The organism is Streptomyces sp. NPDC013317 (assembly GCF_055563155.1).
On sequence record NZ_JBVHDX010000017.1, the window covers coordinates 22,816 to 48,231 of the forward strand.

The following is a 25,416-nucleotide window of genomic DNA, read 5'->3' on the forward strand; positions in this document are numbered from 1 at the left end:
CCTCTCTCTGGTGATCATCGGTGTGGGTCGTCCTACGGGTGGGAACGCAGTTCCCTTCTGAGGATCTTCCCACTTGTCGTCTTGGGCAGCTCCGCCAGGATCTCGACCTCGCGCGGATACTTGTACGCGGCGAGGCGCTGCTCGCAGTAGGCGGACAGCTCAGCCGGCTCGACGGCGCTGCCCGGGCGCAGACTGACGTACGCCTTGACCGTCTCGCCCCGGTAGGCGTCGGGGACGCCGACGACGGCGGCCTCGCGGACGGCCGGGTGGGTGTAGAGGACGTCCTCCACCTCCCGTGGCCAGACCTTGAACCCGGAGGCGTTGATCATGTCCTTCTTGCGGTCGACTACGTAGAGCCAGCCGTCCGCGTCCATGAAGCCGATGTCCCCCGTCCGCAGCTCCCCGTCGGGGAAGGTGGCGGCGGTGGCCTCGGGGAGCCCCCAGTAGCCGGGGACGACCTGCGGACCGCGTACGGCGATCTCGCCCTGCTCGCCGAACGGCACCTCCGCGCCGTTCTCGTCGAGGATCCGGACGACCGTCTCCGGCCCGGGGACGCCGACGGACAGGGTGCCGGAGGCGGGATCGACCGGGGCCTCCTTCTCCGGCGGTACGGCGGCGCACGGAGCGGTGCACTCGGTGAGCCCGTAGCCGTTGCGGATGTACGGGCCGAAGCCGGCGCGGAACTTCTCGACGAGGGCGGGCGGGACCGGGGCCCCGCCCGAGGAGATGACCTGGAAGGAGGAGAAGTGGTCCGGGGTGGCCCCGGGGTGCGCGGCGAGAGCCATGAAGGCCGTCGAGGGGCCGACCGTGTAGGCAGGGCGGTGCTCCACGAAGGCGTCGAGGACGACGCCGGCGTCGAAGCGGTAGGCGAGGACGAGGGTGCCGGCGTTGCCGAGGCAGGCGGCGAGTTCGCAGACCAGGCCGGTGATGTGGAAGAGCGGGGCGAGCGCGAAGTACCCGGCGCCCTCGGGGATCGGGTGTCCGGTGCGCTGGCGTTCGGCGTTGTAGGCGATGCCCCTGTGGAGGTTGAGGGCCCCCTTGGGGGTGCCGCTGGTTCCGGAGGTGTAGCTGATGAGGGCCACGTCCTCGCCGCCGAGTTCGCGGCCCGCCGGAGCGGAATGTCCGGCGCGGGCGACGGCGAGGAGGTCGTCGACCTCGGTGGTGACCCGGTCGAAGGCGAGGACGCGCGGGTCGTCGCGGGTCTGGAGGTCGCGTTCGCAGGCGGTGAGCGCGATCCGTACGGGAGAGTCCGCGGCGGTCTTCCGCAGGTACCCGTCCCAGGCGCGGTCGGAGCAGATCAGCGCGACGGCCCCGGAGTCCCGGAGGGCGTGTCCCACCTCGGCCGACTTGTACATCGGGTTGAGCGGGACGACGATCGCGCCCGCCTTCCAGGCGCCGAGGAGGGCGAGGACGAAGTGGGGGCTGTTCTGGAGCATGATCGCGACCCGGTCGCCGCACTCCAGCCCCCGGGCGGCGAGGTGTCCGGCGACCGAGTCGGAGAGCGTGTCGGTCTCGCGGTACGTCAGACGGCCGTCGAAGTAGGCGAGGGCCGGGCGCTCGGGGGCGCGGGCGGCGGCGGCGCGGAAGGCGTGCAGCACGGTGGCCGGCGGGGCTATGGGAGCGCTCTGGACCTCGGTGAGCTGGGCGAGCCAGGGCCTGGCGGCGTAGAGCGACTCCGTCATCGGGCCTCGCCCTCCCACTTCCGCTGGATGTGGTTCATGTTGCCGAGCCACCGTTCGGGATCGTTCGCCCGGGCACGGTAGTAGTCGGCGACCTCGGCGTGCGGGAGGACCAGGAAACGGTCCGCCTCGATGGCGTCGAAGAGGGAGTCGGCGACGTCCTCGGGCTCGATGGCGGTGGGAGCGAGGACGAGTTCGCCGGCCGATCCCGCGGCGGTGAGCATGTCCGTACGGACGCCCTGCGGGCAGATCGCGTGGACTTTGAGGCCGCGGTGGCGGTAGGTGAGGGAGAGCCACTCGGCGAAGGCGTACGCCCCGTGCTTGGAGACGCTGTACGGGGCCGCGCCCACCATGGTCAGCAGGCCGGCGGCGGAGACGGTGGAGACGAAGCGGCCGCTGCCGCGCTCCAGCCAGTCGGGGAGCAGGGCGCGGGCCGCGCGCACATGGGCCATCACGTTGACGTCCCAGGCGGCGGCCCAGACGGCCTCGTCGGCGAAGGCGTCGCCCGGCGAGGCGAGTCCGGCGTTGGCGCACCACACGTCGACGGTGCCGCCGAGGGCCTCCCGGGCCTCCTCGACGATCTCCGAGGCGTCACCCGGGACGGCGGTGCCGCCGATCTCCTCGGCGACGGCCTTGGTGCGGCCGGGGTCGAGGTCATTGACGACGACCCGGGCGCCCTCGGCCGCGAACCGGCGGGCCAGAGCGGCACCGATCCCCCCTCCCGCGCCCGTGACGACCACTCCGGAACCCTGCACCGTACTCATCGAGACCCGCCTCTCCGCTGCGACAGTACGAGCAGACTAACCAGTCGGTATGTCGCGGCGAAAGTCCCGTGCGCACGCCTCGTTCCCTGGGGCCGTCAGGAGCGCTAGCGTGCGTGGCCATGTCAGGGAAGGCGATCAAGGAGGTTTCCGCATGAACCTGTCGAGCCTGTCGAACCCTTCCAGACGCCGCCTGCTGGCCGTCGGCGGCGCACTGGGGGTGGGCGCGGTGACCGCCCCCGCGGCGGTGGCGCACGGGGGCGGCGGACGGGTGCGCACCGGATTCGAGCGGCTGGCCGCCGACGGCTACGCGCCGCTCGCCGGGCAGCGGGTCGGCGTCGTCACCAACCCGACGGGGATCACCTCCGACGTGCGCCACATCGTCGACGTGATGCACGCCGACGACCGGGTGGACCTGGTGGCGGTCTTCGGGCCCGAGCACGGCTTCCGGGGCACGGCGCAGGCCGGCGGCTCCGAGGGCCGCTACGACGACCCCGCGACGGGGCTCCCCGTCTACGACACGTACCTGAAGAGCGGGCAGCCGCTGGCGGACGTCTTCACCGCCTCGGGCGTGGACACCGTGGTCTTCGACATCCAGGACGCGGGCGCCCGCTTCTACACGTACATCTGGACGCTCTACGACTGCATGGTGGCGGCCGCGCTGGCGGGGAAACGGTTCGTCGTCCTCGACCGGCCCAATCCGGTGACCGGACGGGCGGCGCTCGGCCCGGTCCTCGACCGCGCCTTCGCCACCTTCGTGGGGCGCGAACCGATCGCGCAGGCCCACGGGATGACGGTGTCGGAGCTGGCGCGGCTCTTCAACGGGGAGTTCCTGGCGAAGCCGGTGGAGCTGGAGACCGTGCAGATGTCCGGCTGGAGACGGCGCGACTTCTTCGACGCGACCGGGCTTCCCTGGGTGCCGCCGAGCCCCAACATGCCGACGCCCGACACCGCGCTCGTCTACTCCGGCACCTGCCTCTTCGAGGGCACCAACCTCTCGGAGGGGCGCGGCACCACGCGCCCGTTCGAACTCCTGGGCGCGGAGGGCGTGGACCGGCGGTGGGCCGAGGCCGCGAACGCGCTGGAGCTGCCCGGGGTGCGGTTCCGGGAGGCGTACTTCGCCCCGACCTTCTCCAAGTTCCAGGGGAAGACCGTCGGCGGGGTCCAGGTGCAGATCCACGACCGGGACGCCTTCGACCCCGTACGGACCGGGATCGGACTGCTCGTCACCGCCCGGCGCTCGTGGAGCGGCTTCGCCTGGCGGTCGGACAACTGGATCGACAAGCTGACGGGCTCGACGCGCGTGCGGACCCTGATCGACGCGGGCGCGGACACGGACGACGTCGTGGGTGCGTGGGGCGCCGACCTGGCCGCGTTCCGTGCGGTGCGGAAGGAGTACCTGCTGTACCGGTGACGGCGGTGGGACGGCCGGCGGCCACGGCGTAGGACCTGCTCGTGCACTTCCCCGAGGTCTCCGCGGCGCGTCTGCGCCGAAAACCTGGCCGTCCCCGGGTGCGCGCAGGATGCTGGCGCGGGAAGAACATCCTCAGCAGCCTCCTCAGGAGACTTCCCCAGCACTTCCCCGACGCGGAGGGACGGGCAGAGCATGGCCGGAGCGAGTGTGGAGCCGTACCGGGAGATCACCTTCGACAAGGACGGGGACGGGGCGGCCCGCCAGCACGAGGCGCTGGCGGCGCTGGCCGCGCAAGGGGTCACGGATCTGGTGGTGTTCGCCCACGGGTGGAACAACACCCGGTCCGTGGCCTCCCGCCTGTACGCGGCGTTCTTCGCCCCGTTCCCGCAGACCGTGGAGCGGGACGTGCACCTGGGGTACGTGGGGGTGGTCTGGCCGTCGATGATGTTCTCGGACGAGCCGATCCCCGACTTCGAGTCCGTGGCGGCCGTGCACCCGGGCAAGGAGGCGGTGGTGGAGCGGATCGCCGCACTGCTCGCCGAACAGCCGGACGACGAGGCGGCGTTCTTCGAATTCGGGGATCTGCTGCGGGAGTTGACGGACACCGACGGATCGCGCGGCCTCGCGGAGGCCGGACCGGACGTCCCGGACTTCCTGCTCGCGGATCCGGTCGCCGTGTGCGCGATGTTCGCCGACGCGCTGGAGGAGGCCGAGGGGCCGGGGAGCCTGCCGACCCCGCGCGAGGCGTTCGGGGGCAGGCTGACGCGGTTCTGGAAGGGGGCCAAGGAGGCCCTGCGCCAGGCCACGTACTACACGATGAAGCGCCGCTCCGGGACCGTCGGCGAGCGGGGCCTCGGCCCGCTGCTCGGCGAACTCGCCCACAGCTCCCCCCGGCTGCGGATCCACCTGGTCGGCCACAGCATGGGCGCCCGGCTCGTCTCGTACGCCCTGCGCGGACTGCCCGCGCAGGCGCGGAACGTGGCCTCGGTGACGCTGCTCCAAGGGGCCTTCTCGCACTACGCGTTCGCGGCCGCCCTCCCGCACGAACCGGGCCGGGGCGGCGCGCTGCGCGATCTGCAGCGGCGGGTCGACGGCCCGGTGGTCGCCTGCTATTCGCGCCATGACACGGCCCTGCGCGTCTTCTACCCGCTGGCATCACGGCTGGCCAGAGACGCCGACTCGCTGCTCGCGAGCGACCGGCGCTGGGGGGCGATCGGCCACGACGGCGTCCAGGCGGTCCCGGGCACGCGCTCGGCGACCCTGGCGGCGGCGCTGCGCGACGGCCTCCCCGCGGCCGGCTGCGTGAGCGTCGACGCGGCCGCCGTGGTCGGCGAGCACAGCGACATCTGCCACGCGGAGCTGGCCCGGCTGGTGGCGTCGGCGGGACGGTTCGGGGGGCGGTAGGTCAGGTCGTCCGCCGGGCGGCGGCGGCCCGGGCGATGAGACGTTCCATCGTCTCGAACGGCAGCGAGGGGTGGGCGGCGGCCGCGCCGGCCACCCTTCGGTCCGGATCCGCGAGCAGTTCCTCGACGACGTCCGGCGGCAGGGCCGGGTGCACGGCGATCACCCGGAGTGCCTTACGGACGGAGTCCGCGTCCCGCGCCATCCCACGCAGCAGCGCGGCGGAGCAGCCGGGGTTACGGGCGACGGCGCTGTAGACCGGCGGCCCGTGCCGCTCGACGAGGCCGGCGAGCCGCGCCTCGCCGAGACCCGGGTGGAGCGCGATCCGCCTGGCCACCCCGATGTCCGGGTCGGCGGCGAGCCGGCCGGCCTGGGGGGCGGGGAGGTCGGGCCGGGCGGCGACGAGCGCGCGCACCTGGGCCACCCGGCTCGCGGCCAGCTCGGAAAGCTCCGCGTCCGTGGCGGCGAGAATGCGCGGCAGCGGCTCGCGCGGGAGCTTCTCGCGTTCCACGAGCGCGGTGAGCAGGGTGAGGGGTACGGCCGGGTTCTCCGCGACGGCCCGGCGGACGTCGGGATCCGGGTCGTCCGCGAGCAGCCGGAGCAGGGGCTCCCCCGCGCGGGGGTTGCGCGCGACGGTCCTGCGGACGTACGCGGCGGGATGGGCGGCCAGGCGTGGGTGGAAGTGGTCCGGCAGATCGGTCCGTTCCGCGAACTCACCGGCGGCCCAGGGCTCCTCGGCATCCAGGAACTCCTCCAGACCGGCCGGGGGCGTCGCGGGATTGGCCGCGGCCGCGAGCCGTACCCGCCGGACGCCGGCGGCGTGCTCGGCACAGCGCTCGGCGCGACGGTGACATGCGTCACAGCGCGTGGGTGCCGGGTGACCGCCGTCGGCGAGGAGGGCGGCGAGCAGGGCGGGCGGTGCGTAGGCGTTCCGGGCGAGCTCCACCCGTACGACGACGTGGGGATGGCGGGCGAGTTCCTCGGCGAGATCGGCGGAGAGCTCGGCGGACTGGGCGGCGCACTCGGCGACGTACGGCTCCGGGTCGCGCGCGAGGGCGGCGAGGACGTCGGGCGGCAGCCCTGTGACGTACAGGGCCAGCTCGCCGCGGACCTGCGGGTCGGGGTGCGCGGCGAGCGCACGCACCGCCGCCTCGGGGGCGATCCCGGCCTGCGCGGCGGCCACCAGGAGGTCGGGGTCGTCGCGGGGCACCTCGGCCCAGGGAATCCTGCCGTCGGCGACGAGCGTCCAGAGGTCCACGTCGTCGTGGGCGCGCAGGGCGCGGGCCCGGGCCTCGGTGAGGTCGTCGCGGCGCGCCAGGAGCAGGCGGACGTCCTCGTCACCGGCGTCCGCCAGCGGCTGGAAGAGCCTCTCCGGCAGCGCCGGATTGTCCGCGAGACCCGCCAGAACGTCCCGCAACAGATCTCCCCCGCGCGCCCCTGATGACCCCCATCGAATTTTCGATGGAACACGAAGGGGTACTCGTTCGTCCATTCCATAACGTCCTTGACGCCGAAGTACCAGCGACGGAGGTGCGGAGCGATGGCGGGTTTCCGAAGTCTTGCGAGACAGGTGCGCGATCCCGGGAGTGACATGGCGCTGCGGAGGTATTCGCTGCGCAAGTGCCTGGAGCGGTTCGCCCCCTACGGGCACCGCGCGACCTGGGACCACCTGTGCCGCAGGCACGGGTTCGGGCCCGAGGACAGGGAGCTCGATCCGGGGCGGCTGGTGGCCGCGCTGGAGGAGCTGGAGGAGGCGCGGGCGGTCTGGCTCGCGTACGAGAAGGAGTTCGCGGCGCGTCGGCGGCGCGAGAAGCACGAGGGCCTGCGCCGGCCGGGCGCGCTGGACGACTGGCACCGGCGGACGTGGGGCGGCAACGGAGTGGCGCGGTGTGACGATCCGGCCGTGCACCCGACGGAGCCGCTGGCCGAGGTGTTGCGGCGGTTGATCGCCGCGCTGGAATCCGCGCCCGGGGAGCACTGCCCGGTGTGCGCGGGGGACCGGATCGAATGGCGGCCGGACCTGGCGGACGAGCCCTGGTTCGGCCCGGTGTGCGCGGACTGCGGCGTGGTCGTGCCGCGGGCGGTTCTGACGGCGGGTGCGCTGGCGCGGGCTCGGGGAGAGTCTCTGCTCGCCCTGGCGTCGGTGGCCTAGTCACGGTGGAAGACGAGACGCGGGGGCAACGGGGGCAACGGGGGGTGCGCGGGCGACGGGGACAACGGGGGCCCGCGTTGCTGCAGGTATGCCTGAACGGGACCCGGGGGCCGGGGGATTCCGCGGCGGTGCCGATGTCACCGGGCGCCATGGCGGAGTCGGCGGCGCGGGCCGTCGCGGCGGGGGCGCGTGACGTCCATGTGCACCCCAGGACGCCGTGCGGCGGCGACACGCTGTCGCCCCGGGTCCTCTCGGTGACGCTGGCGGCGCTGCGGGAGGCGGTCGGCGTCCCGGTGGGTGTGACGACGGGCGCGTGGGCCGAGCCCGATCCGGTACGCCGGGTGGAGCGCGTCCTGGCCTGGACGGACCTGCCCGACCACGCGTCGGTGAACTGGCACGAGCCGGGCGCGGAGGAGCTGGCGGCCGTCCTCCTGGAGCGCGGGGTGGGTGTGGAGGCGGGGCTCTGGTCGGGCACGGACGGACCGGAGCGGTTCCTCTGTTCGCCGCTGGCACCGCGGGTGCTGCGGGTCCTCGCGGAGGTCACCGACCCCGACCCCACGACCGCGGAGTCCACGGCCCGTTCGCTCCTCGCTGACCTGGGAACGGCCCACGGCCGGCCGGTCCTCCTCCACGGGGAGGACGGCGGCGCCTGGCCGGTCCTGCGGCTGGCCCACCGCCTCGGTCTGGCCACCCGCGTCGGCCTGGAGGACACGCTCGTCCTGCCGGACGGCTCCCGCGCGGGCTCCAACGCCCAACTGGTCGCGGCCGCACTGGCGATGAACGATGTCACGGCCGAGGCCGAGGCCGACTCCGAGGCCGACTCCGCGTAGGCGAAGGGCGCGACGCTACCAGAGCGGAAATCGGTGGCCCACCCGAATTCCCTTCCCGCACAGTGTCCGGCGTGAGAACGACACCCGAGTCACCGGAGAACTGACATGTCGACGCTGCGCGTCACCGCCGAAACCCTGGCCGTCCACGCCCATCCCGACGCCGACGCGCTCGAACTGGCCCAGGTGGGCCTCTACCGGGCCGTCGTCGCGAAGGGCGCGTACCGCAGCGGTGATGTCGCCGTCTACATTCCGGAGCAGGCCGTGCTGCCCACCGCCCTCGTCGACGAGCTGGGGCTGACCGGACGGCTCGCCGGGAAGGCGTCCGACCGGGTCAAGGCGGTACGTCTGCGGGGCGAGTTGTCGCAGGGCATCGTGTGCCGGCCGAAGGCGCTGGCCGACGTCGACCTGGCAGCGGCGGCAGCCGAGGGGACGGACTTCGCCGAGCTGCTCGGCATCACGAAGTGGGTGCCGCCGATCCCGCCGACCATGAGCGGGGACGTGGAGGTGGCGCCCGACCTGCTGCCCTGGGTCGACATCGAGAACCTCCAGCGGTATCCGGACATCTTCGAGCCGGGCGAGCCGGTGGTCCTGACCGAGAAGCTGCACGGCACCGCCTGCCTCACCACGTACTCCGCCGAGGACGGCCGCGTCCGGGTCTCCTCCAAGGGCTTCGGGGCCAAGGGCCTCGCGCTCCAGGAGGACCCGCGGAACCTGTACTGGCGGGCCGTCCACGGCCACGGCGTACCGGCCGTCGCGGAGCGGCTCGCCGCCCGCCTCGGGGCGCGCCGGGTCGGTCTGTTCGGTGAGGTGTACGGGGCCGGTGTGCAGGACCTCGGCTACGGCGCGAACGCCCGTGGCGAGCAGATCGGTTACGCCGTCTTCGACGTGTCCGCCGAGATCGACGGCCAGGTCCGGTGGCTGGACCCGGCGGAGGTCCTGGAGGCCGGCGAACTGCCGCTCGTACCGCGGCTGTACACGGGGCCGTACGACCTGGACGTCGTCGTCGGGCTGGCGAGCGGCCGGGAGACCGTGTCCGGGAGTGAGCTCCATCTGCGGGAGGGGGTCGTGATCCGCCCGGTCACGGAGCGGTACAGCCCGGTCGTGGGCGGCCGCGCGATCGCCAAGGCGGTCAGCCCGGCCTATCTGACCCGCAAGGGCGGCACCGAGTACGAGTGACCGCCACGAAGGACCGAGGGGCCCGTCCACGGGGGTGGCGGGCCCCTCTTCGTTCCCGGGGCGTGTCCGGAGAGTCCCGCCTGCCCGGCGGGCTGCGGCGCTGCTTTCGAAACACGACCTAGCCCTCCCGGCGCTCCCCCATCAGCCGGGAGCCGGTGAGCCGCTCGCCGATCGCGTCGTCCGGGTTGGACAGGACGCAGTTCTGCAGCGACAGACAGCCGCAGCCGATGCAGTCGGTCAGATGGTCCCTCAGCCGTCCGAGCTGCTCGATCCGCTCGTCCAGCTCCGTGCGCCACGCCGCCGAGAGCCGCGCCCAGTCCTCGTTGGTGGGCGTGCGCTCCTCGGGGAGTTCGGAGAGGGCGACCCGGATGGTCGCCAGCGGGATGCCCACGCGCTGCGCGGCCCGGATGAAGGCGACCCGCCGGAGGGTGTCACGACCGTAGCGGCGCTGGTTGCCAGGGGTACGACGGCTGTTGATCAGGCCCTTGGACTCGTAGAAGTGCAGGGCCGACACCGCGGCGCCGCTTCGCGCGGACACCTGGCCGACGGTGAGTTCATGGATCTTCTCTGGAATCTGCGGCACCCCTCGAACCCTACTGTCCGTTGACAGCGGGCCCACCACCCCACATGCTGAGCAAGCGCTTAGAAACAGGAGTCACAGGTTCACGAAGGGACGATCGAAACATGGCTGAGCCGAGGATCTTCACCTCGCCCGAGGAGCTGCGCGCCGCGGTCGGCGAACCGCTGGGACACAGCGACTGGCTGGAGGTCGAGCAGAAGCGGATCGATCTGTTCGCCGACGCCACCGGTGACCACCAGTGGATCCACGTGGACCCGGAGCGGGCGGCCTCCGGGCCGTTCGGGAAGACGATCGCGCACGGCTATCTGACGCTGTCGCTGCTGCCGACGCTGGTGCCGCAGATCATGCGTGTCGAGGGCATGAAGATGGGTCTCAACTACGGCACCAACAAGGTCCGCTTCCCCTCCCCCGTACCGGTCGGCTCGCGGCTGCGCGCGGGCGCCGTGCTGACCGAGGTGACGGAGGCGGGCGGCGGGGTGCAGGTGACGGCGACCGTGACGGTGGAGCGTGAGGGCGGCGACAAGCCGGTCTGCGTCGCCGAGTCGGTCTCCCGCTACTACTTCTGAGCGCCGACCATCCGCAGCACGAGGTCGGCGTAGAGCGCGCCGACCTCGTCCGGCGTCCGGCGGCCCTGGACGTTGAACCAGCGCGACACGTCGATGCAGAGTGAGAGCACGGCCACCGTCGTGCCCGGCACGTCCGGCACGTCGAACTCGCCCGCCGCCACGCCCTCGTCGATGATCCCGCGCACGGTCGCGTCGGACTCCCGGCGCAGCGCGACGATCTCGGTGCGGTGCTCGGGCCCGAGGGCGTCGAGCTCGTACTGGACGACCCGCGCGGTGGTGTGGCGCTCGGCGTGCCAGCGTACGAAGGACCGTACGGCGTCGGCCAGCCGCTCGCCCGCGGTCCCCTCACCGTCGGCGGCGGCCCGGAGGATCTCCAGGGCCTTGTCGTGACCGATGCGGCTGATCCGGTGGAGCAGCTCTTCCTTGGTCTTGTAGTGGATGTAGAGCGCGGCCGGGCTCATGCCGGCGCGGCCGGCGATGTCCCGGGTCGTGGTGGCGTGGTACCCGCGCTCGGCGAACGCCTCGACGGCCGCGACGAGCAGCCGCCGGGCAGCCTCGGGCGTGACCTCGCCCCACGACGCGTCCGTGCCGCCGGGCGTCTCCTCAGCGACGCTCATCGTTCGCCCCTTCTCCAACCGTCAGGACGAACACCATACAACGAAGCTGAGCAAGCGCTTAGGCTCAGAGCTTCTGGAAGGGGTCGTGCTCGGCGAGGAGCTTCTCCAGCCGGGCCTGGTCGACCCGGCTGACGATCTGCCCCGCCTCCTGCCGGTCGCGGACCACCTTGGCGAGGGTGAAGGCGGAGGTCGTGAGGTAGAGGACGGCGATGGCGAGGAAGGCGCGGACCCAGGCGTCGGCGTCCAGCTGGTAGACGCCGATCGCCACGGCCGCGAGGGCAAGGCCGAAGGAGATGACGGCCTGCAGGTGGTAGGCGGCCGTGTTCTGCTGCTTGACCGGTGTGTCACTCATGGGAGCAGGATCGGGCGGATGTGGCGCGGGCCACATCCGCCCGGATACTCAGACGCGTCCGGGGAGATACTCAGAACGCGGACACACCCGTGAGCGCCCGCCCGATGATCAGCTTCTGGATCTGGCTCGTGCCCTCGTACAGCGTCATCACGCGCGCGTCGCGGAGCAGCTTCCCGACCGGGTACTCGTCGATGTAGCCGTATCCGCCGAAGACCTGCAGGGCGTTGTTCGCGGCGCGGACGGCCGCTTCGGAGGCGAACAGCTTGGCCTGGGAGGCGGCGGTGGCGAAGTCCAGGCCCCGGTCGACGAGGTCGGCGACGCGCCAGGTGAGCAGGCGGGCGGCGTCGACGTCGACGGCGATGTCGCTGATCAGCTCCTGTACCAGCTGGTACGAGGCGATCGGCTTGCCGAACTGTTCCCGCTCCCCCGCGTAGCGCACGGCCGCGTCGAGGGCCGCCTGCGCGATGCCGACACAGCCGGCCGCGACCGACATCCGCCCCTTGGCGAGGGCGGACATGGCGACGGAGAACCCCTTGCCCTCGGGGCCCAGCATGGCGGAGGCGGGAACGCGGACGTCCTCCAGGACCAGCTCGGCGGTGGCCTGGCCGCGCAGGCCGAGCTTGCCGTGGATGGTGCGGCGGGTGAGGCCGGGGGTGTCGGTGGGGACGAGGAAGGCGGAGACACCCCTGTGGCCGGGGGCGTCGCCGGTACGGGCGAAGAGCAGGACGACGTCGGCCCAGGTGCCGTTGGTGATGAACATCTTCGAGCCGTTGACGACGAAGGTGTCGCCGTCGCGTACGGCCCTGGTCGAGAGGTCGCCCGCGTCCGAACCGGTGCCCGGCTCGGTCAGCCCGAAGCAGCCGAGCGCGTCGCCGGAGGTGAGCCGGGGCAGCCAGGTGCGCTTCTGCTCCTCGGTGCCCCAGGAGGCGATGGTCTTGGTGACGAGGCCCAGCGAGACGGAGACGATGCCGCGCACGGAGGAGTCGCCGCGGCCGAGCTCCTCGGTGACCAGGCAGTACGAGAGATGGTCGCCGCCCGATCCGCCGTACTCCTCCGGGACGGTCAGGCCGAGGAAGCCGACGGCCCCGAGCTTCTTCACGATCGACCGGTCGACGCTCTCGCTCCGGTCCCAGGCGACGACGTGCGGGGCGACCTCACGCGCGACGAACTCCCCCGCGAGCCGCCGTACGGCTTCCTGCTCCTCGCTGAGCTCCAGGTTCACTGCGCCACCGACCTTCGGGAAGACTTTAATTAGCACTGCTAGTTTCTACTGCGCAGGCCTACTATGTGCGCCATGGCCCGACCGCGCAAGCCCCTGCTGAGCAGAGAACGCATCGTCGAGGCGGCGAGCGCGCTCGTGGACGCGGAGGGCCTCGCGGCCGTCTCGACGCGACGGCTCGCCGCCGAGCTCGGGGTGAGCGGGCCGTCCCTCTACAACCACTTCCGCACCAAGGACGAGATCCTCGACGCGGTCGCCGACGCGGTCAGCGCCAAAGTCGATCTGTCGATGTTCGCGGAGGACGACAGCCGCGACTGGCGTACGGCGCTGCACGACTGGGCGGTCTCCTACCGGGCGGCCCTCGCCGACCACCCCCATGTCGTCCCGGTCCTGGCCCAGGGCCCCGGCCGCCGCCCGGCGGGCCTGAAGGTCGCCGACGCGGTCTTCGGCGCGATGGTCCGGGCGGGCTGGCCGCCGGCCCAGGCGACGTACATCGGGGCGCTGATGCGGTACTTCGTCACGGGCTCGGCCCTCGGCTCCTTCGCCCGCGGCTTCGTCGACGACGAGACGGCCTACGACCCCGCGGACTACCCTCACCTCGGCCAGGCCCACCTCCTCGCGGAACACCGCCAGAAGGTCGACGAGGGCGCCTTCGAGACCGGCCTGAGGGCGCTGCTCGACGGGTTGGCGCTGCAGTACGAGACGGGGGTACGGGGAGCATGGGCCCGACAGGAGACGCCGAGCGGCTCGTAGCGGCGGCACGGAACGGGGACGCGGACGCGGTCCGCGCCGTCGTGGAGGCGGGTGCGGATCCCGACGCCCGGACCGATGACGGACTGCCCGCGCTGTGCGCGGCGGTGGCGGCCGGCGGGCCCGGAGTTCGAGCACGATCACCGGCCCACGGAGCTGCTCCGCCACCGGTGGCGCCTGGAGGACCGTTCGGCGGCTGCCGAAACGTGAGTGCGGGACCCTGGGGGGCATGGCTGCCGAAGACCTCGCCGCGCTCGCGGCGCTCCTCGCCGACGAGACCCGGGCCACGTTCCTCCTCGCCCTGCTCGACGGGCGGGCCTGGACCGCGGGCGAACTCGCCCGGCACGCGCGCGTGGCGCCGTCCACCGCCAGTGAGCACCTGGGGAAGCTGGTCGCGGGCGGGGTGCTCGCCGAGGAGCGGCAGGGACGGCACCGGTACGTGCGGCTCGCCGACGCCGGGATCGCTCATCTCGTCGAGGACCTGGCCGCCCGCTCCGAGCCCGCCCGGAGGGAGCCGCCGCACTCGTTGCGCGCGGCGAGCGCCGGGCACGCGATGGCGCGGGGGCGCACCTGCTACGACCATCTCGCGGGGAGGCTCGGGATCGCGATCACCGAGGCCATGACGGTGCGCGGACTGCTGCGCCAGGACACCGGGTTCGCGCTCACCGACGCGGGCGTGGCGTGGTTCGGGGAGCAGGGCATCGCGCTCGTGGCCGCGGGGCGGCGGCCGGTCGCCCGCGGCTGTCTCGACCGGACCGAGCGCAGGCCGCATCTGGCGGGGGTCGCGGGCGCCGCGCTCTGCCGGCACGCGCTCGACGCCGGCTGGTGCGTACGGATCGGGTCGGAGCGCGCCGTGAAGGTGACTTCCGAGGGCGAGCGGGCCTTCCAGCGGGTGCTCGGCATCGAACCGGCGATATTGCGGTGAACGCCGAAGTGTCCAGGCCCTACGGTCGCCTCATGACCGACTCCCCCGCCACCTCGCGCCTGGCGCTCGCCGCCGCCGGTGTCACCGTCGTCCTGTGGGCCTCCGCCTTCGTCTCGATCCGCAGCGCCGGGGAGGCCTACTCCCCCGGCGCGCTGGCCCTCGGCCGGCTGCTGTCCGGTGCGCTCGTCCTCGGGGCCGTCCTGCTGGTCCGGCGCGAAGGCCTGCCGCCCCGGGCGGCCTGGCGGGGGATCGCGGTGTCCGGGATCCTCTGGTTCGGCGCGTACATGGTGGCCCTCAACTGGGGCGAGCAGGAGGTCGACGCGGGCACGGCCGCGATGGTCGTGAACATCGGGCCCCTCCTCATCGCCCTGCTCGGCGCCCGGTTCCTCGGCGAGAGGCTGCCGCCCCGGCTGCTCGCGGGCATGGCGGTGTCCTTCGCCGGCGCGGTCGCCGTGGGGCTCTCGATGTCGGGCGAGGGCCACGCCTCGGTGCTCGGCGTCGGGCTCTGCCTCCTCGCGGCGGTCGCGTACGCGGGTGGTGTCGTCGCGCAGAAGCCGGCCCTGGCGCACGGGAGCGCCCTCCAGGTCACCACCTTCGGGTGCCTGGTGGGCGCGGTGGCGTGTCTGCCGTTCGCCGGGCAGCTGGTCGTCGAGGCGGCGAGAGCCCCGGTCTCGGCGACCCTGAACATGGTCTACCTCGGTGTGTTCCCGACCGCCCTGGCCTTCACGACCTGGGCCTACGCCCTCGCCCGTACGACCGCCGGCCGGATGGGTGCGACGACGTACGCCGTGCCCGCGCTGGTCGTCCTCATGGCGTGGATGTTCCTCGGCGAGCTGCCGGGCCTGCTCACGCTCGCAGGCGGCGCGCTCTGTCTCGCGGGCGTCGCGGTCTCGCGCTCCCGGCCGAAGCCCCCGTCCGGGACTCCGGCCGACGGCGTGGGGACCACGACGACGCACGGTGAGCGGACGCCCGGCGCGGGGACGCCCGGCGCGGGGACGCCCGGCGCGGGGACAGCCGGCGAAGCGACGTCCCGCGGCAGGGCGTCCGGCTAGCGGACGTCGGGCGAGAGGTCGTCCGCGTCGTCCGATCCGAAGACGACGAGCGCCCGGCCTCCCTTGCCCGCGATCATGTTCTCGAAGGCGCCCGGGATGCCGTCGAGGGTGATCCGTTCGGTGACCAGCGCACTCAGGTCGAGGCGCCCGGCCCGGATGTGTTCGGCGAGGACGGGCAGGTCCGCCGCCGGGTCGGAGTTCCCGTACACGCAGCCGGACAGGGTCCGGCCCCAGTGGAAGAGCTCCAGGGCGTTGAAGGTGACCTGCTGGTCCTTGCCGCCGATACCGACGACCGTGGTGCGGCCGCCGCGCCGGGTGGAGTCCCAGGCGGTCCGGATCGTGGTGGCACGGCCCACGCACTCGACGGCCACGTCGGCGCCGTGGCCGCCCGTCAGCTTCCGGATCTCCCTGGCGGTGGTCGCGGACGCGACGACGTACTCGGTCGCTCCCGCGGCCCGCGCCAGGGCCTCCTTCTCCGGCGAGACGTCGACCGCGACGATCGGCGAGGCGCCCGCGATCCGGGCGGCCTGGAGGGTGGCCAGGCCCACGCCTCCGACGCCGTACACGACGACGGACTCGCCCTGCCGTACCCGCGCCGAGTGGTGGACCGCGCCCCAGCCGGTGAGGACGGCGCAGCCGAGGAGGGCCGCGTCGGTCAGCGGGACGCCGTCGGGGACGGGCAGGACGCAGTTCGCCGCGACCACGGTCTCCTCGGCGAAGGCGGCCACGTTGAGACCGGGGTGGAGACTGGTGCCGTCCTCGGTCTCGGCGTACACGCTCCCCGCGCCGGTCAGCGCGTCGGCGCAGAGCCAGACCTCGCCGAGCGAGCAGGCATGGCAGGCGCCGCAGGACGGCGCCCAGTTGAGGACGACGCCGTCGCCGGGGGCGACATGGGTGACGCCCTCGCCGACGGAGACGACCGTGCCGGCGCCCTCGTGCCCGAGGACGGCCGGGACGGGCACCTTCATGGTGCCGTTGGTGAGGGAGAGGTCGGAGTGGCAGACCCCCGCGGCGGCGAGGCGGACCCGGACCTGGCCGGGACCTGGTTCGGGCAGTCGGATGCCGGCTATCTCCAGCGGAGAGCCGACGGCGGGCAGGAAGGCGGCGCGGACCACGCTCATGACGCGTCTTGCTCCTCAAGGCTCGGAACAGGCTCGGAACGGCCCCGAAGGGTTCGGATCCCCGAAGGGCCGGCAACCCCGAAGGGCCGGAACGGCTCGGAAGGACTCAGAACTGGAGGGACTTGGTCTGGAGGTACTCGGAGAGGCCGTGCGCGCCGAGCTCGCGCCCCACGCCGGACTGCTTGTAGCCGCCGAACGGCGCCAGCGGGTTGAAGCGGCCTCCGTTGATGTCGACCTGGCCCGTCTCCATCCGGCGGGCGAAGGCGACGGCCGCCTCCGGTTCGCCCCAGACGGCGCCCGCGAGCCCGTACACGGTCCCGTTGGCGATGGCGAGTGCCTCGTCCTCGTCCTCGTAGCGCAGGAGGGAGACGACCGGTCCGAAGATCTCCTCCTGCGCGATGGTCATGTCCGGGGTGACGTCGGCGAAGACGGTCGGGGAGACGTAGTAGCCGGTCTCGCGCGGGGCCTCCGGGCCGCCCGCGACGAGCCGGGCGCCCTCCTCGATGCCCTTCTCGATGTAGCCGCGCACCCGCTGCTGCTGCTTCGCGTTGACGAGCGGACCGACGCGCTCGCCGGGGACGTACTTGGCGACGGCCTCGGCGGCCAGCGCCACCGCCTCCTCGTACCGGTCGGCGGGGACGAGCATCCGGGTCCACGCGCTGCACGTCTGGCCCGAGTTGGCCATGACGTTGGCGATGCCGACGGCGACGGCCTTGCCGAGGTCGGCGCTCGGCAGGATGACGTTGGCGGACTTGCCGCCGAGTTCCAGGGCGACTCGCTTGACCGCTGCGCCCGCGAGGGCGCCGATCCGCCTGCCGACGGCCGTGGAGCCGGTGAAGGAGACGAGGTCGACGTCCTCGTGCTCGGCGAGCGCCTGGCCGGCGACCGGGCCGAGGCCGGTGACGAGGTTGAAGACGCCGGCCGGGATGCCGGCCGCGTGGACGGTCTCGGCGAAGAGCTGGGCGGTCAGCGGGGTGTCCTCGGCCGGCTTGAGGACGACCGTGCAGCCGGCGGCGAGCGCGGGAGCGACCTTGGCGACGATCTGGTGGAGCGGGTAGTTCCACGGGGTGATCGCGCCGACCACGCCGACCGGCTCGGAGTAGACCGTGGAGTTGCCGACCTTCTCCTCGAACGAGTGCCCGGCGGCGAGCTCGGCGTACGTACCGGCGACGGCGACGGGCAGACCGGCGTGGACGGCGGCGGCGAACTGCGGCGGCGCGCCGAGTTCGGCCGTGACCGTGGCGGCGATCTCCTCGGCGCGGGCGGCGAGACCGTCGCGGAGCGCGCCGATCAGCTTGGCCCGCTCCGCGGGCGGGGTGGCGGCCCAGCCCGGGAAGGCGCTGCGCGCGGCGCGTACGGCCGCGTCGACGTCCTCGGCGGTCCCGGCCGGGACATGGCCGATGATCCGTTCAGTCGCCGGATCCACCACCGGGATCGTCTCCGTGGAGGCGGCGGGACGCCACTCCCCGCCGATGTACATCGCGTCGTGGCTCTTCATCCGCTACTCCCTCGGTCCTGCGTGCCTGCGGTCCTGCGGTCTTGCGCGGTCCTGCACAGGGCACCCAAACTAGCGCTGATAGTTTTCCGGCGCCAGAGCCGCCGTACGCGGCGGGCCGCTCCCGTCGCCACCGTGGCCGGTTTCAGAAGTCGGCCCGGGTCGGCTCGTCGAGCCGGGCCACGGACTCCTGCCCGTAGGCCTTCCGGTACGCCTCCCTGACCTCCTCGATCCGCGGGTCGAGAAGCCTCGCCTCCGACGCCGGGTAGAGCAGGATCAGCTCGTACGAACGCTCCCGCTCGATGGTGCCGTCGGCGTCGCGCCACTGTCCACGCCCGTTCTGGACGGTCAGGCCCGCCGGGAACCCCGGCGTCACCTTCTGGTCGACGAAGGCCATGAACTGCTCGTCGGTGACGGCGGGGCCGCCGTCGGGGCGCTCGGTCCCGAAGAAGAGGCGAGTCTCCACATACGCCTTGCCCCGGGCCTGCGCCGTGAGGACGGCCTGCGCGGGCGCGCTCTCGCCGAGAGTGGCGTACGCGGCGGGGGCGCCGACCGCGAGCAGCAGCCCGGCGGTGGCGACGGCGCCACGCGTACGCGTGGCGAGCGCGCGGGCCGGCGCGGCCGGCGAGCGGGACAGAGGGCGGGACTGAGGACGGAACAGTGGACGGGGCAGCGGGCGGATCGTCATGGGCTCGTCCTTGCGGTTCGGGGCGGTACGGGCGGGTGCCGAGCCTGACCTGCGAGGCTCCGCACCCCCGGCGACGGACCAGTTCTAGCGTCCGGACCGGACCCGTCCCGCCACCGCCGCGCGTCCCTCACGGATTGACCGGAAGCAGAGGGGCGCGCCGAGGAGGCGCGGGCGGCCCGGGGGACGACGGGCGGCGCGCGCCTCAGGACTCCCGGACGACGTCCGTGAGATGGGCGAAGACGACGACGTTCGACTCGTAACCCTTCTTGGGGTCGAAGGAACCACCGCAGGTGAGCAGCCGCAGTTCGGCGCGGTTGGTGGAGCCGTACACCTCGCGGTCGGGGAACTCCTTCTTGGTGTACGTGCGGACCTTGTCGACCGTGAACACGGCGACCCTGCCGTCGGCCCGTGCGACGCGGACGGTGTTGCCGCGGTCGAGCGAGTCGAGGTTGAGGAAGATGGCCGGTCCGGTGCGGGTGTCGCGGTGTCCGACGACGATCGCCGTGCCGCGCTCGCCGGGGGCGGGGCCGCCCGCGTACCAGCCGACGATCCGCGGGTTCTCGATCGGCGGCGTGGCGAGCTTCCCCGACCGGTCGAGCCCGAGGTCGATCACCGGCGCCTCGATCGTGATCGACGGGACGGCGATGCTGGTGGCGCGTGACCGGGTCAGGGGCGCGGGCGACGGCGCGCGCGGAGGTGCGGGCCTGGGCGCGGTCTTCGGCGGGGTCTTGGGCGCGGTTCTGGGACGGGACTGCGCCTTCGGCTTCTCGTCGGGATGCCGCCCGGGCGCGGGCCGGGCGGCGGACTGGACGGGCGCCCCGTGCACGGCAGCCTGTTCCGAGCCCGTCCGGTCCGCGGCGGCGGCCGGCGGGCCGGACGGTTCGTCGCCCTGGGCCCACCAGATGCCGCCGCCGACCAGGGACAGGGCCACCACCACGGTCCGGGTGAGCCGGAGGAGGCGCCGCTGCCTGCGCGTGGGGCGGAACCTACGAAGCGTCATGCGTGCGGCGACGCGCCCGGCGGACGAGGATCAGACCCGCCGTGCCCGCGAGGCCGGCGGCGAGGGCGGAGGCGACGCCGAACATGGAGCCGTCGTCGGAGGACTCGGTCGTGGTCGTGATGGCACTGCCGCCGCCGCCCGCACCGACCGGACCCTGCGGCGGCTTTCCGCCGTCGCCACCGCTCCAGCCGCCCTCACTGCCGTTCTCTCTGCCACCACCGCCTCCGCCCCCGCCACTGCCTCCGCTCCCGCCGCTGCCTCCACTGCCGCCGCTCCCGCCATTGCCTCCGCTCCCGCCGCTGGCGCTGCCGTTCCAGCTGTTGCCGGAGCTGCTGTCCGAGTCGCTGCTGCCGGAGTCGCTGTTGCCGGAGGTGCCGCTGCCGCTGCCGCCGTTCGCGTTGCCGTTGGTGGCGTTGGCGCGGTCGGAGCTGACTCCGTCGGCACTGCTGCCGTTGCTGCCGCTGCTGCCGATCGCCGAGGTGTTGGTGATCTCGTCGCAGTCGACCCGGAAGTCCCTGCTCTTCCTGGTGCTGGTCTGGCCCTCCCAGGTCCACTCGACTCTGTACGCGCCGTCGACGAGCGTCAGGTCCGGGGTGATCCCGCGACCCGTGGAGTCGATGGTGATCGTGCCGTTCGTGGTGACGCTGTCCACCGGTCGCTGCGGGGAGATCGTCCAGCTGAGTTGCTCCAACCCCTCGAAGTCGAAGGCGGCGAGATAGAACGTGCAGACCCGCGGCTCGGTGGTCTCGCTGTTCACGGCGGTGCGGCGGGGCTCATCCCGGCCTCCGGCGTGGTGGATCTTGATGTCGCCGTTGTCGCCGGGCGCGGCGAAGGCGGTGGGAGCACCGGCCAGGCCGAGGCTGCCAAGGGCGAGCGACGCGGCGGCGATGGACAGCAGGGGACGGACTGCGGGAGCGGTCATACGGGGGTTCCTCCAGTCACATGAAGACGTCGGACAATTAGCCGATCATGTGACTATCTGTCATCACGCCCGTACGGAGGGTGCCACCGACGCCGTGACACCCTCCGTATTCACTCCCCCGGCCGACGGGGTCGGCGCTAGATGATTCCGAAGAGGATCCCCGCCGCGAGCACCACCAGCGAGGTGAGCGCCGCCCACTTCACGGTGAAGCGGGTGTGGTCGCCGAACTCGACCTTCGCCATGCCGACCAGGACGTACACGGCCGGGACGAGCGGGCTCGACATGTGCAGCGCCTGGCCGGCGATCGACGCACGGGCGATCTCCAGCGGCGAGACCCCGTGGGCCGCTCCCGCCTCCGCGAGGACGGGCAGGACGCCGAAGTAGAAACCGTCGTTGGACATGAAGTACGTGAGGGGCAGGCTGAGCAGGCCGGTGACCAGCGCCATGTGCGGTCCCATGCCCTCGGGGATCGCGCCCACGAGCCAGTCGGCCATGTGCTTGACCATGCCCGTGCCGGTGAGGACACCGGTGAAGACGGCCGCGGCGAAGACCATGCCGGCCACGTTCAGGACGTTGTCGGCGTGGGCGGCGAGCCTGGCCTTCTGGTCGGCCATCTTCGGATAGTTGACCGTGAGCGCGAGCGCCGCGCCCAGGAGGAAGAGGACCGGGATCGGCAGCAGTTCGAGGATCATCGCGGTGAGCAGCGCGACGGTGAGGCCGGCGTTGAACCAGTACAGCCTCGGACGCAGGGTCGGGCGGTTCGGGTCGAGCCCCTGGAAGCCCTCACCGGCTCCGGTGGAGTCCGAGCCCGCCGGGGAGCCGGTGGCGTCCGGGCCGCCGGCCGTACCCTTCGCACCGCCGCCGGCGCCGGCGGCGACCAGGACGGTCTCGGTCTGCGGCTCCAGGACCTCGTCGAGGGTGAGGTAGCCGATCCGCCTGCGCTCACGCCGGCCGAGGACGTACGCGAGGGCGAAGACGAAGAGCAGGCCCGTGGCGAGCGCCGGGATCATCGGGACGAAGACGTCCGCCGCGTCCACCTTGAGCGCGGTCGCCGCTCGGGCCGTGGGGCCGCCCCAGGGCAGGGTGTTCATGACACCGTTGGCGGTCGCGGCGACCCCCGTCATCACGACCAGGCTCATCCCGAGCCGCTTGTAGAGCGGGTACATCGCCGAGACGGTGATCATGAAGGTGGTCGAGCCGTCGCCGTCGAGCGAGACGATCGCCGCAAGCAGCGCAGTACCGACCACCACCCGCACCGGGTCGGCCTTGCAGAAGCGCAGGATGCCCCGCACGATCGGGTCGAACAGACCGACGTCGATCATCACGCCGAAGTAGACGATGGCGAACATCAGCATCGCGGCGGTGGGGGCGAGTTTCTCCACGCCCTCGATGACGTAGTCGCCGAGTTGCGCACCCTGCCCGACGGCGACGCAGAACAGGGCGGGGATCAGCACGAGCGCCGCGATCGGCGACATCTTCTTCATCATGATCAGGACCAGGAAGGTCGCGATCATGGCGAAGCCGAGGACGGTCAGCATGGAGGACACCTCACGTTCACCTTCGAACTCCCACCGGGGCGGCTCCCACCGGTGCGGCGTTCGGATGACGTTAGGTGCCCCCTTCCGGCGTTAACAAGACGTTGACGCGTGAGCAATACGAGCAAAACCCCAGGTCACAGCAGGGGCGGCGGGACGGTCACGGCAGGGGCGGCAGGAGGGTCACGGCAGGGGCGACAACTCCACGGGGAATCCGTTGAGCACCGCCGTGCCCGAGAGCGGGTCGAGGCGTGAGCCGTCGAGGAGCTGGTTCACGTTGACCCCGGGCCTGGCCCCGGCGACCGCGAGGCGAGTACCGGGCCGGTCGTGTCCCCAGCCGTGCGGCAGGCTCACCACTCCCCTCCGCACGGCGTCGGTGATCTCCACCTCGACCTCCAGTGCGCCCCCCTCGGCCGCGATCCGGGCGGGTTTGCCGTCGGCGAGGCCGAGGCGGTCGGCGTCGGCGGGGTGGACCTGGAGGGTGCAGCGGTTCGAACCGCCGTTGAGGGAGGGCGCGTTGTGCAGCCAGCTGTTGTTGGACCGCAGATGGCGGCGGCCGACGAGGACGAGACCGCCGGGCGGGGCGTTGAGGGCGGCGCGCAGCCGGGGCAGGTCGGCGGTGATCGGTGCGGGGAGCAGCTCGACGCGTCCGCTGCGGGTCTTGAGGAGACCGGGAAGGCGGGGTTCGAGGGGACCGAGGTCGATGCCGTGCGGTGCCCGGAGGAGGTCGTCGAGAGTGAGGTCGTACGGTCCGAGGCGGAGCATCAGGTCGAGGCGTCGCTCGGCCCCGGTGGCGCCCCTCAGCCCGGCGGCGACGGTCTTGGGGTCGGCGCCGTGGAGGGGTGAGTGCTCCTGGGTGACCGCCTTGGCGAGGGTCGCGTCGACGGCGAGGTCGTCGACGGCCGAGGGCGGTGCGCCGTGCATCCCGCTCACGGCGAGGATCAGCCGTGCGTGGATCTCGCACTCGTCCATCCGCCCGTCCTCCAGCGGAACCACGGCCGGGGTGAAACGGACCTGGTTGCGGACGGCGAGACCGTTGAACGAGAAGTCGAAGTGGGCGCTCCGCGAGGGCGGCGGCGGAGGCAGGACGACATCGGCGTGGCGGGTGGTCTCGTTGAGGTACGGATCGACGGCCACCATCAGGTCGAGGGAGCCGAGTGCCCGGTCGAGGCGCAGCCCGTCGGGCGCCGAGAGGACGGGGTTGGCGGCGATGGTGATCACCGCGCGGATACGTTCCTCCCCCGCCGTCTCGATCTCCTCGGCGAGCGCGGCCATGGGGAGTTCGCCCTTGGCCTCGGGGTGGCCGGAGACCCTGCTGCTCCAGCGGCCGAGCGCGAAGCCCTTGCCGGGGCCCGCCGGCCGGGGCGCGGGAGCGGTCGCGGCGAGCGGGAAGAGCGCGCCGCCGGGGCGGTCGAGGTTGCCTGTGAGGACGTTCAGGACGTCGACGAGCCAGTTGCCGAGCGTGCCGTGGGTGACCGTGGAGCTGCCCATCCGGCCGTAGACGGCGGCGGTGGGCGCGGCCGCGAGTTCCCGGGCGACCGTACGGATGGTGGTCGCGTCCAGGTCGCAGGCGGCCGCGACGGCTTCGGGCGTGAACTCCCGTACCGCCTCGCGTACGTCCTCCACGCCCTCGACCAGGTCGGCGAGCGGGACGCCGGGGTCGGCGAGGCCCTCCGCGAAGAGGGTGTGGACGAGCGCGGCGAGGAAGAGGGCGTCGGTGCCGGGGCGGATGGCGACATGGCGGTCGGCGAGCCGGGCGGTACGGGTGCGGCGCGGGTCGACGACGGTGAGGGTGCCGCCGCGCCTGCGCAGCGCCTTGAGCCTGCCGGGGAAATCGGGGGCGGTGCAGAGGCTGCCGTTGGAGTCCAGGGGGTTGGCGCCGAGCATCAGCAGATGGTCGGTGCGGTCCAGGTCCGGGACGGGGATGGCGAAGGGGTCGCCGAAGAGCAGTCCGCTGGAGACATGCTTGGGCATCTGGTCGAGGGTGGAGGCGGTGAAGAGGTTCCGGGTCCGCAGGGCGCCGATCAGCAGGGGCGGGTAGAGGCCGCCGGCCATGGTGTGGACGTTCGGGTTGCCGAGCACGAGGCCCACCGCGTTCGGTCCGTACGTCTCGATCAGCGGTCGGATCCGGGCGGCGATCGTGTCGAACGCCTCCTCCCAGGTGGCCTCCTGGAGGGTGCCGTCCTTGCGGACGAGGGGCCCGGTGAGTCGGTCGGGGTCGGCGTCGACCTCGCCGAAGGAGGCGCCTTTGGGGCAGATGAACCCCTGGCTGAAGACGTCGTCGCGGTCTCCGCGGGCGCCGGTGATCCGGGTGCCGTCGAGGGTGAGGGTCAGCCCGCAGGTGGCTTCGCAGAGCGGGCAGATACGCAGGGCGGTGGACATGACGGCTCCCTGGGGCGACGGCGGTGACGCACGGGCACCCGCGAGCATACCGACCGGTACGCACGGTGGGGAGGGGTCAGCTCAGCGAGGGTGCGAGGTAGGCGTAGAGGAGCTCGCGGGTCTCGGCGATGAGCGCGGGGTCGCCGGACGGGGCGGTACGGAAGGCGAGCTGGAGCAGCGCGTCGGCGGCCTCGACGCCGACCAGCACCTTGCGGCGCAGGGCGTCGTCGGCAGTGCGGTCGAGGTGGGTGGCGAGGAGGCCGCAGAGGCGGTCGGCGACGAGGTGGTTGGCGTCCTCGGCCCGGACCGCGTCACCCCCGCCGCCCGGGACTCCGCCGTCCGCGCCCCCACCCGCGTCCGTGGTGGCGGTGGGGGCGCGGGTGGTGGTTGCACTGGTGGTGGTGGGGGCGGCGGTCGGCGCGGGGACTCCGAAGTCGACGAGCGCGAAGCCGGGAACGGTGCGCTTCATCGCGATGTATTCGTCCAGGACGCTGTCGATCGCGCTGTACGCGTCGGCCTTGCCCGCCCCGGCGAGGCGCGCGCCGATCCGCTCGGCGTAGCGGTCGAGGTTGCGGTGGGCCAGGGCGTCGGCCATCGCGCGCTTGTTGCCGAAGAAGCGGTAGACGGATCCGATCGGAACGCCCGCGCGGGCGGCGACGGCACGCGTACTCAGCTGCTCGTAGCCGGTCTCGTCGAGGAGTTCGGCGCAGGCGTCGAGGATCCGGGCGAGGCGCTCGGCGCTGCGCTGCTGGACGGGGGTGCGGCGGAGGGAAGGCTGGGGCACGGGGTCCATGATGCC

The 25,416-nt window shown here is 73.0% G+C and carries 24 protein-coding genes; 9 read left to right on the plus strand and 15 right to left on the minus strand.

Annotation, left to right across the window (positions count from 1 at the left end):
* Positions 1 to 32: 32 nt before the first annotated feature.
* Positions 33 to 1,682: an AMP-binding protein gene (locus ACZ3IJ_RS31765; protein WP_467473838.1), complete on the minus strand. Its 1,650-nt coding sequence runs from the start codon at positions 1,680 to 1,682 to the stop codon at positions 33 to 35.
* Positions 1,679 to 2,443, minus strand: a complete 765-nt coding sequence (locus ACZ3IJ_RS31770; protein ID WP_467473840.1) for an SDR family oxidoreductase — start codon at positions 2,441 to 2,443, stop codon at positions 1,679 to 1,681. The genes ACZ3IJ_RS31765 and ACZ3IJ_RS31770 overlap by 4 nt, the downstream gene beginning before the upstream one ends.
* Positions 2,444 to 2,594: 151 nt before the next feature.
* On the opposite strand from ACZ3IJ_RS31770, the gene ACZ3IJ_RS31775 reads away from it, so the two are divergent.
* Together ACZ3IJ_RS31775 and ACZ3IJ_RS31780 are read left to right on the plus strand one after the other, a co-directional pair.
* Complete coding sequence (locus tag ACZ3IJ_RS31775) at positions 2,595 to 3,854, plus strand: exo-beta-N-acetylmuramidase NamZ family protein (RefSeq protein ID WP_467473842.1); 1,260 nt, start codon at positions 2,595 to 2,597, stop codon at positions 3,852 to 3,854.
* Positions 3,855 to 4,046: 192 nt separating this feature from the next.
* Positions 4,047 to 5,258 carry an alpha/beta hydrolase gene (locus ACZ3IJ_RS31780; protein ID WP_467473844.1) on the plus strand — a complete coding sequence of 404 codons (1,212 nt, stop codon included), beginning with the start codon at positions 4,047 to 4,049 and terminating at the stop codon, positions 5,256 to 5,258.
* A gap of 1 nt (position 5,259) precedes the next feature.
* Here ACZ3IJ_RS31780 and ACZ3IJ_RS31785 read toward each other — a convergent pair whose 3' ends face one another.
* On the minus strand, positions 5,260 to 6,672 hold the full coding sequence (locus ACZ3IJ_RS31785) for a hypothetical protein (protein WP_467473846.1): 1,413 nt from the start codon (positions 6,670 to 6,672) through the stop codon (positions 5,260 to 5,262).
* Positions 6,673 to 6,795: 123 nt separating this feature from the next.
* On the opposite strand from ACZ3IJ_RS31785, the gene ACZ3IJ_RS31790 reads away from it, so the two are divergent.
* The 3 genes from ACZ3IJ_RS31790 to ACZ3IJ_RS31800 all read left to right on the plus strand — a co-directional run bounded on the left by ACZ3IJ_RS31790 (position 6,796) and on the right by ACZ3IJ_RS31800 (position 9,413).
* Positions 6,796 to 7,407 carry a hypothetical protein gene (locus ACZ3IJ_RS31790; RefSeq protein ID WP_467473848.1) on the plus strand — a complete coding sequence of 204 codons (612 nt, stop codon included), beginning with the start codon at positions 6,796 to 6,798 and terminating at the stop codon, positions 7,405 to 7,407.
* A 77-nt stretch (positions 7,408 to 7,484) separates the two neighbouring features.
* Positions 7,485 to 8,237, plus strand: coding sequence for a 3-keto-5-aminohexanoate cleavage protein (locus tag ACZ3IJ_RS31795; protein WP_467473850.1), 753 nt, complete (start codon positions 7,485 to 7,487; stop codon positions 8,235 to 8,237).
* Positions 8,238 to 8,342: 105 nt separating this feature from the next.
* Positions 8,343 to 9,413 carry an RNA ligase (ATP) gene (locus ACZ3IJ_RS31800; RefSeq protein WP_467473852.1) on the plus strand — a complete coding sequence of 357 codons (1,071 nt, stop codon included), beginning with the start codon at positions 8,343 to 8,345 and terminating at the stop codon, positions 9,411 to 9,413.
* A 118-nt stretch (positions 9,414 to 9,531) separates the two neighbouring features.
* On the opposite strand, the gene soxR is transcribed toward ACZ3IJ_RS31800, so the two are convergent.
* Positions 9,532 to 9,996: a redox-sensitive transcriptional activator SoxR gene (gene soxR, locus ACZ3IJ_RS31805; protein WP_467473854.1), complete on the minus strand. Its 465-nt coding sequence runs from the start codon at positions 9,994 to 9,996 to the stop codon at positions 9,532 to 9,534.
* 101 nt (positions 9,997 to 10,097) lie between these two features.
* Here soxR and ACZ3IJ_RS31810 point away from each other — a divergent pair, with 101 nt between their 5' ends.
* Entirely contained in the window at positions 10,098 to 10,559 is a 462-nt protein-coding gene (locus ACZ3IJ_RS31810) for a MaoC family dehydratase (RefSeq protein ID WP_391799566.1), read from the plus strand.
* On the opposite strand, the gene ACZ3IJ_RS31815 is transcribed toward ACZ3IJ_RS31810, so the two are convergent.
* The 3 genes from ACZ3IJ_RS31815 to ACZ3IJ_RS31825 all read right to left on the minus strand — a co-directional run bounded on the left by ACZ3IJ_RS31815 (position 10,550) and on the right by ACZ3IJ_RS31825 (position 12,750).
* On the minus strand, positions 10,550 to 11,176 hold the full coding sequence (locus tag ACZ3IJ_RS31815; protein ID WP_467473858.1) for a TetR/AcrR family transcriptional regulator: 627 nt from the start codon (positions 11,174 to 11,176) through the stop codon (positions 10,550 to 10,552). The genes ACZ3IJ_RS31810 and ACZ3IJ_RS31815 overlap by 10 nt on opposite strands.
* A gap of 64 nt (positions 11,177 to 11,240) precedes the next feature.
* Positions 11,241 to 11,528, minus strand: a complete 288-nt coding sequence (locus ACZ3IJ_RS31820) for a YiaA/YiaB family inner membrane protein (protein ID WP_352189895.1) — start codon at positions 11,526 to 11,528, stop codon at positions 11,241 to 11,243.
* A gap of 70 nt (positions 11,529 to 11,598) precedes the next feature.
* Positions 11,599 to 12,750 (minus strand): acyl-CoA dehydrogenase family protein, encoded by a 1,152-nt coding sequence (locus tag ACZ3IJ_RS31825; protein WP_467473860.1) that lies wholly within the window; start codon positions 12,748 to 12,750, stop codon positions 11,599 to 11,601.
* Positions 12,751 to 12,822: 72 nt separating this feature from the next.
* On the opposite strand from ACZ3IJ_RS31825, the gene ACZ3IJ_RS31830 reads away from it, so the two are divergent.
* The 3 genes from ACZ3IJ_RS31830 to ACZ3IJ_RS31840 all read left to right on the plus strand — a co-directional run bounded on the left by ACZ3IJ_RS31830 (position 12,823) and on the right by ACZ3IJ_RS31840 (position 15,474).
* On the plus strand, positions 12,823 to 13,500 hold the full coding sequence (locus ACZ3IJ_RS31830) for a TetR/AcrR family transcriptional regulator (RefSeq protein ID WP_467473863.1): 678 nt from the start codon (positions 12,823 to 12,825) through the stop codon (positions 13,498 to 13,500).
* A 226-nt stretch (positions 13,501 to 13,726) separates the two neighbouring features.
* Entirely contained in the window at positions 13,727 to 14,422 is a 696-nt protein-coding gene (locus ACZ3IJ_RS31835) for an ArsR/SmtB family transcription factor (protein WP_467473866.1), read from the plus strand.
* 32 nt (positions 14,423 to 14,454) lie between these two features.
* Positions 14,455 to 15,474: a DMT family transporter gene (locus ACZ3IJ_RS31840; protein WP_467473869.1), complete on the plus strand. Its 1,020-nt coding sequence runs from the start codon at positions 14,455 to 14,457 to the stop codon at positions 15,472 to 15,474.
* Here the strand turns inward: ACZ3IJ_RS31840 and ACZ3IJ_RS31845 are convergent.
* The 8 genes from ACZ3IJ_RS31845 to ACZ3IJ_RS31880 all read right to left on the minus strand — a co-directional run bounded on the left by ACZ3IJ_RS31845 (position 15,471) and on the right by ACZ3IJ_RS31880 (position 25,410).
* Positions 15,471 to 16,589 carry a zinc-binding dehydrogenase gene (locus ACZ3IJ_RS31845; RefSeq protein WP_467474071.1) on the minus strand — a complete coding sequence of 373 codons (1,119 nt, stop codon included), beginning with the start codon at positions 16,587 to 16,589 and terminating at the stop codon, positions 15,471 to 15,473. The genes ACZ3IJ_RS31840 and ACZ3IJ_RS31845 overlap by 4 nt on opposite strands.
* A 112-nt stretch (positions 16,590 to 16,701) precedes the next feature.
* Positions 16,702 to 18,093, minus strand: coding sequence for an aldehyde dehydrogenase family protein (locus ACZ3IJ_RS31850; protein WP_467473871.1), 1,392 nt, complete (start codon positions 18,091 to 18,093; stop codon positions 16,702 to 16,704).
* Between the two features lie 142 nt (positions 18,094 to 18,235).
* Complete coding sequence (locus ACZ3IJ_RS31855; protein WP_467473873.1) at positions 18,236 to 18,778, minus strand: DUF3574 domain-containing protein; 543 nt, start codon at positions 18,776 to 18,778, stop codon at positions 18,236 to 18,238.
* 202 nt (positions 18,779 to 18,980) lie between these two features.
* The gene (locus ACZ3IJ_RS31860) at positions 18,981 to 19,778 is read right to left on the minus strand and encodes a class F sortase (protein ID WP_467473875.1); all 798 of its coding nucleotides are present in this window, start codon (positions 19,776 to 19,778) and stop codon (positions 18,981 to 18,983) included.
* The gene (locus ACZ3IJ_RS31865) at positions 19,765 to 20,700 is read right to left on the minus strand and encodes a hypothetical protein (RefSeq protein ID WP_467473877.1); all 936 of its coding nucleotides are present in this window, start codon (positions 20,698 to 20,700) and stop codon (positions 19,765 to 19,767) included. Before ACZ3IJ_RS31865 ends, ACZ3IJ_RS31860 begins: the two co-directional genes overlap by 14 nt.
* Before the next feature lie 137 nt (positions 20,701 to 20,837).
* Positions 20,838 to 22,238 carry a CitMHS family transporter gene (locus tag ACZ3IJ_RS31870; RefSeq protein WP_467474073.1) on the minus strand — a complete coding sequence of 467 codons (1,401 nt, stop codon included), beginning with the start codon at positions 22,236 to 22,238 and terminating at the stop codon, positions 20,838 to 20,840.
* Between the two features lie 180 nt (positions 22,239 to 22,418).
* A complete protein-coding gene (locus tag ACZ3IJ_RS31875; protein WP_467473879.1) occupies positions 22,419 to 24,617 on the minus strand; it encodes a molybdopterin oxidoreductase family protein in 2,199 nt (732 codons plus the stop codon).
* Between the two features lie 76 nt (positions 24,618 to 24,693).
* Positions 24,694 to 25,410: a TetR/AcrR family transcriptional regulator gene (locus ACZ3IJ_RS31880; protein WP_467473881.1), complete on the minus strand. Its 717-nt coding sequence runs from the start codon at positions 25,408 to 25,410 to the stop codon at positions 24,694 to 24,696.
* Positions 25,411 to 25,416 lie beyond the last annotated feature (6 nt).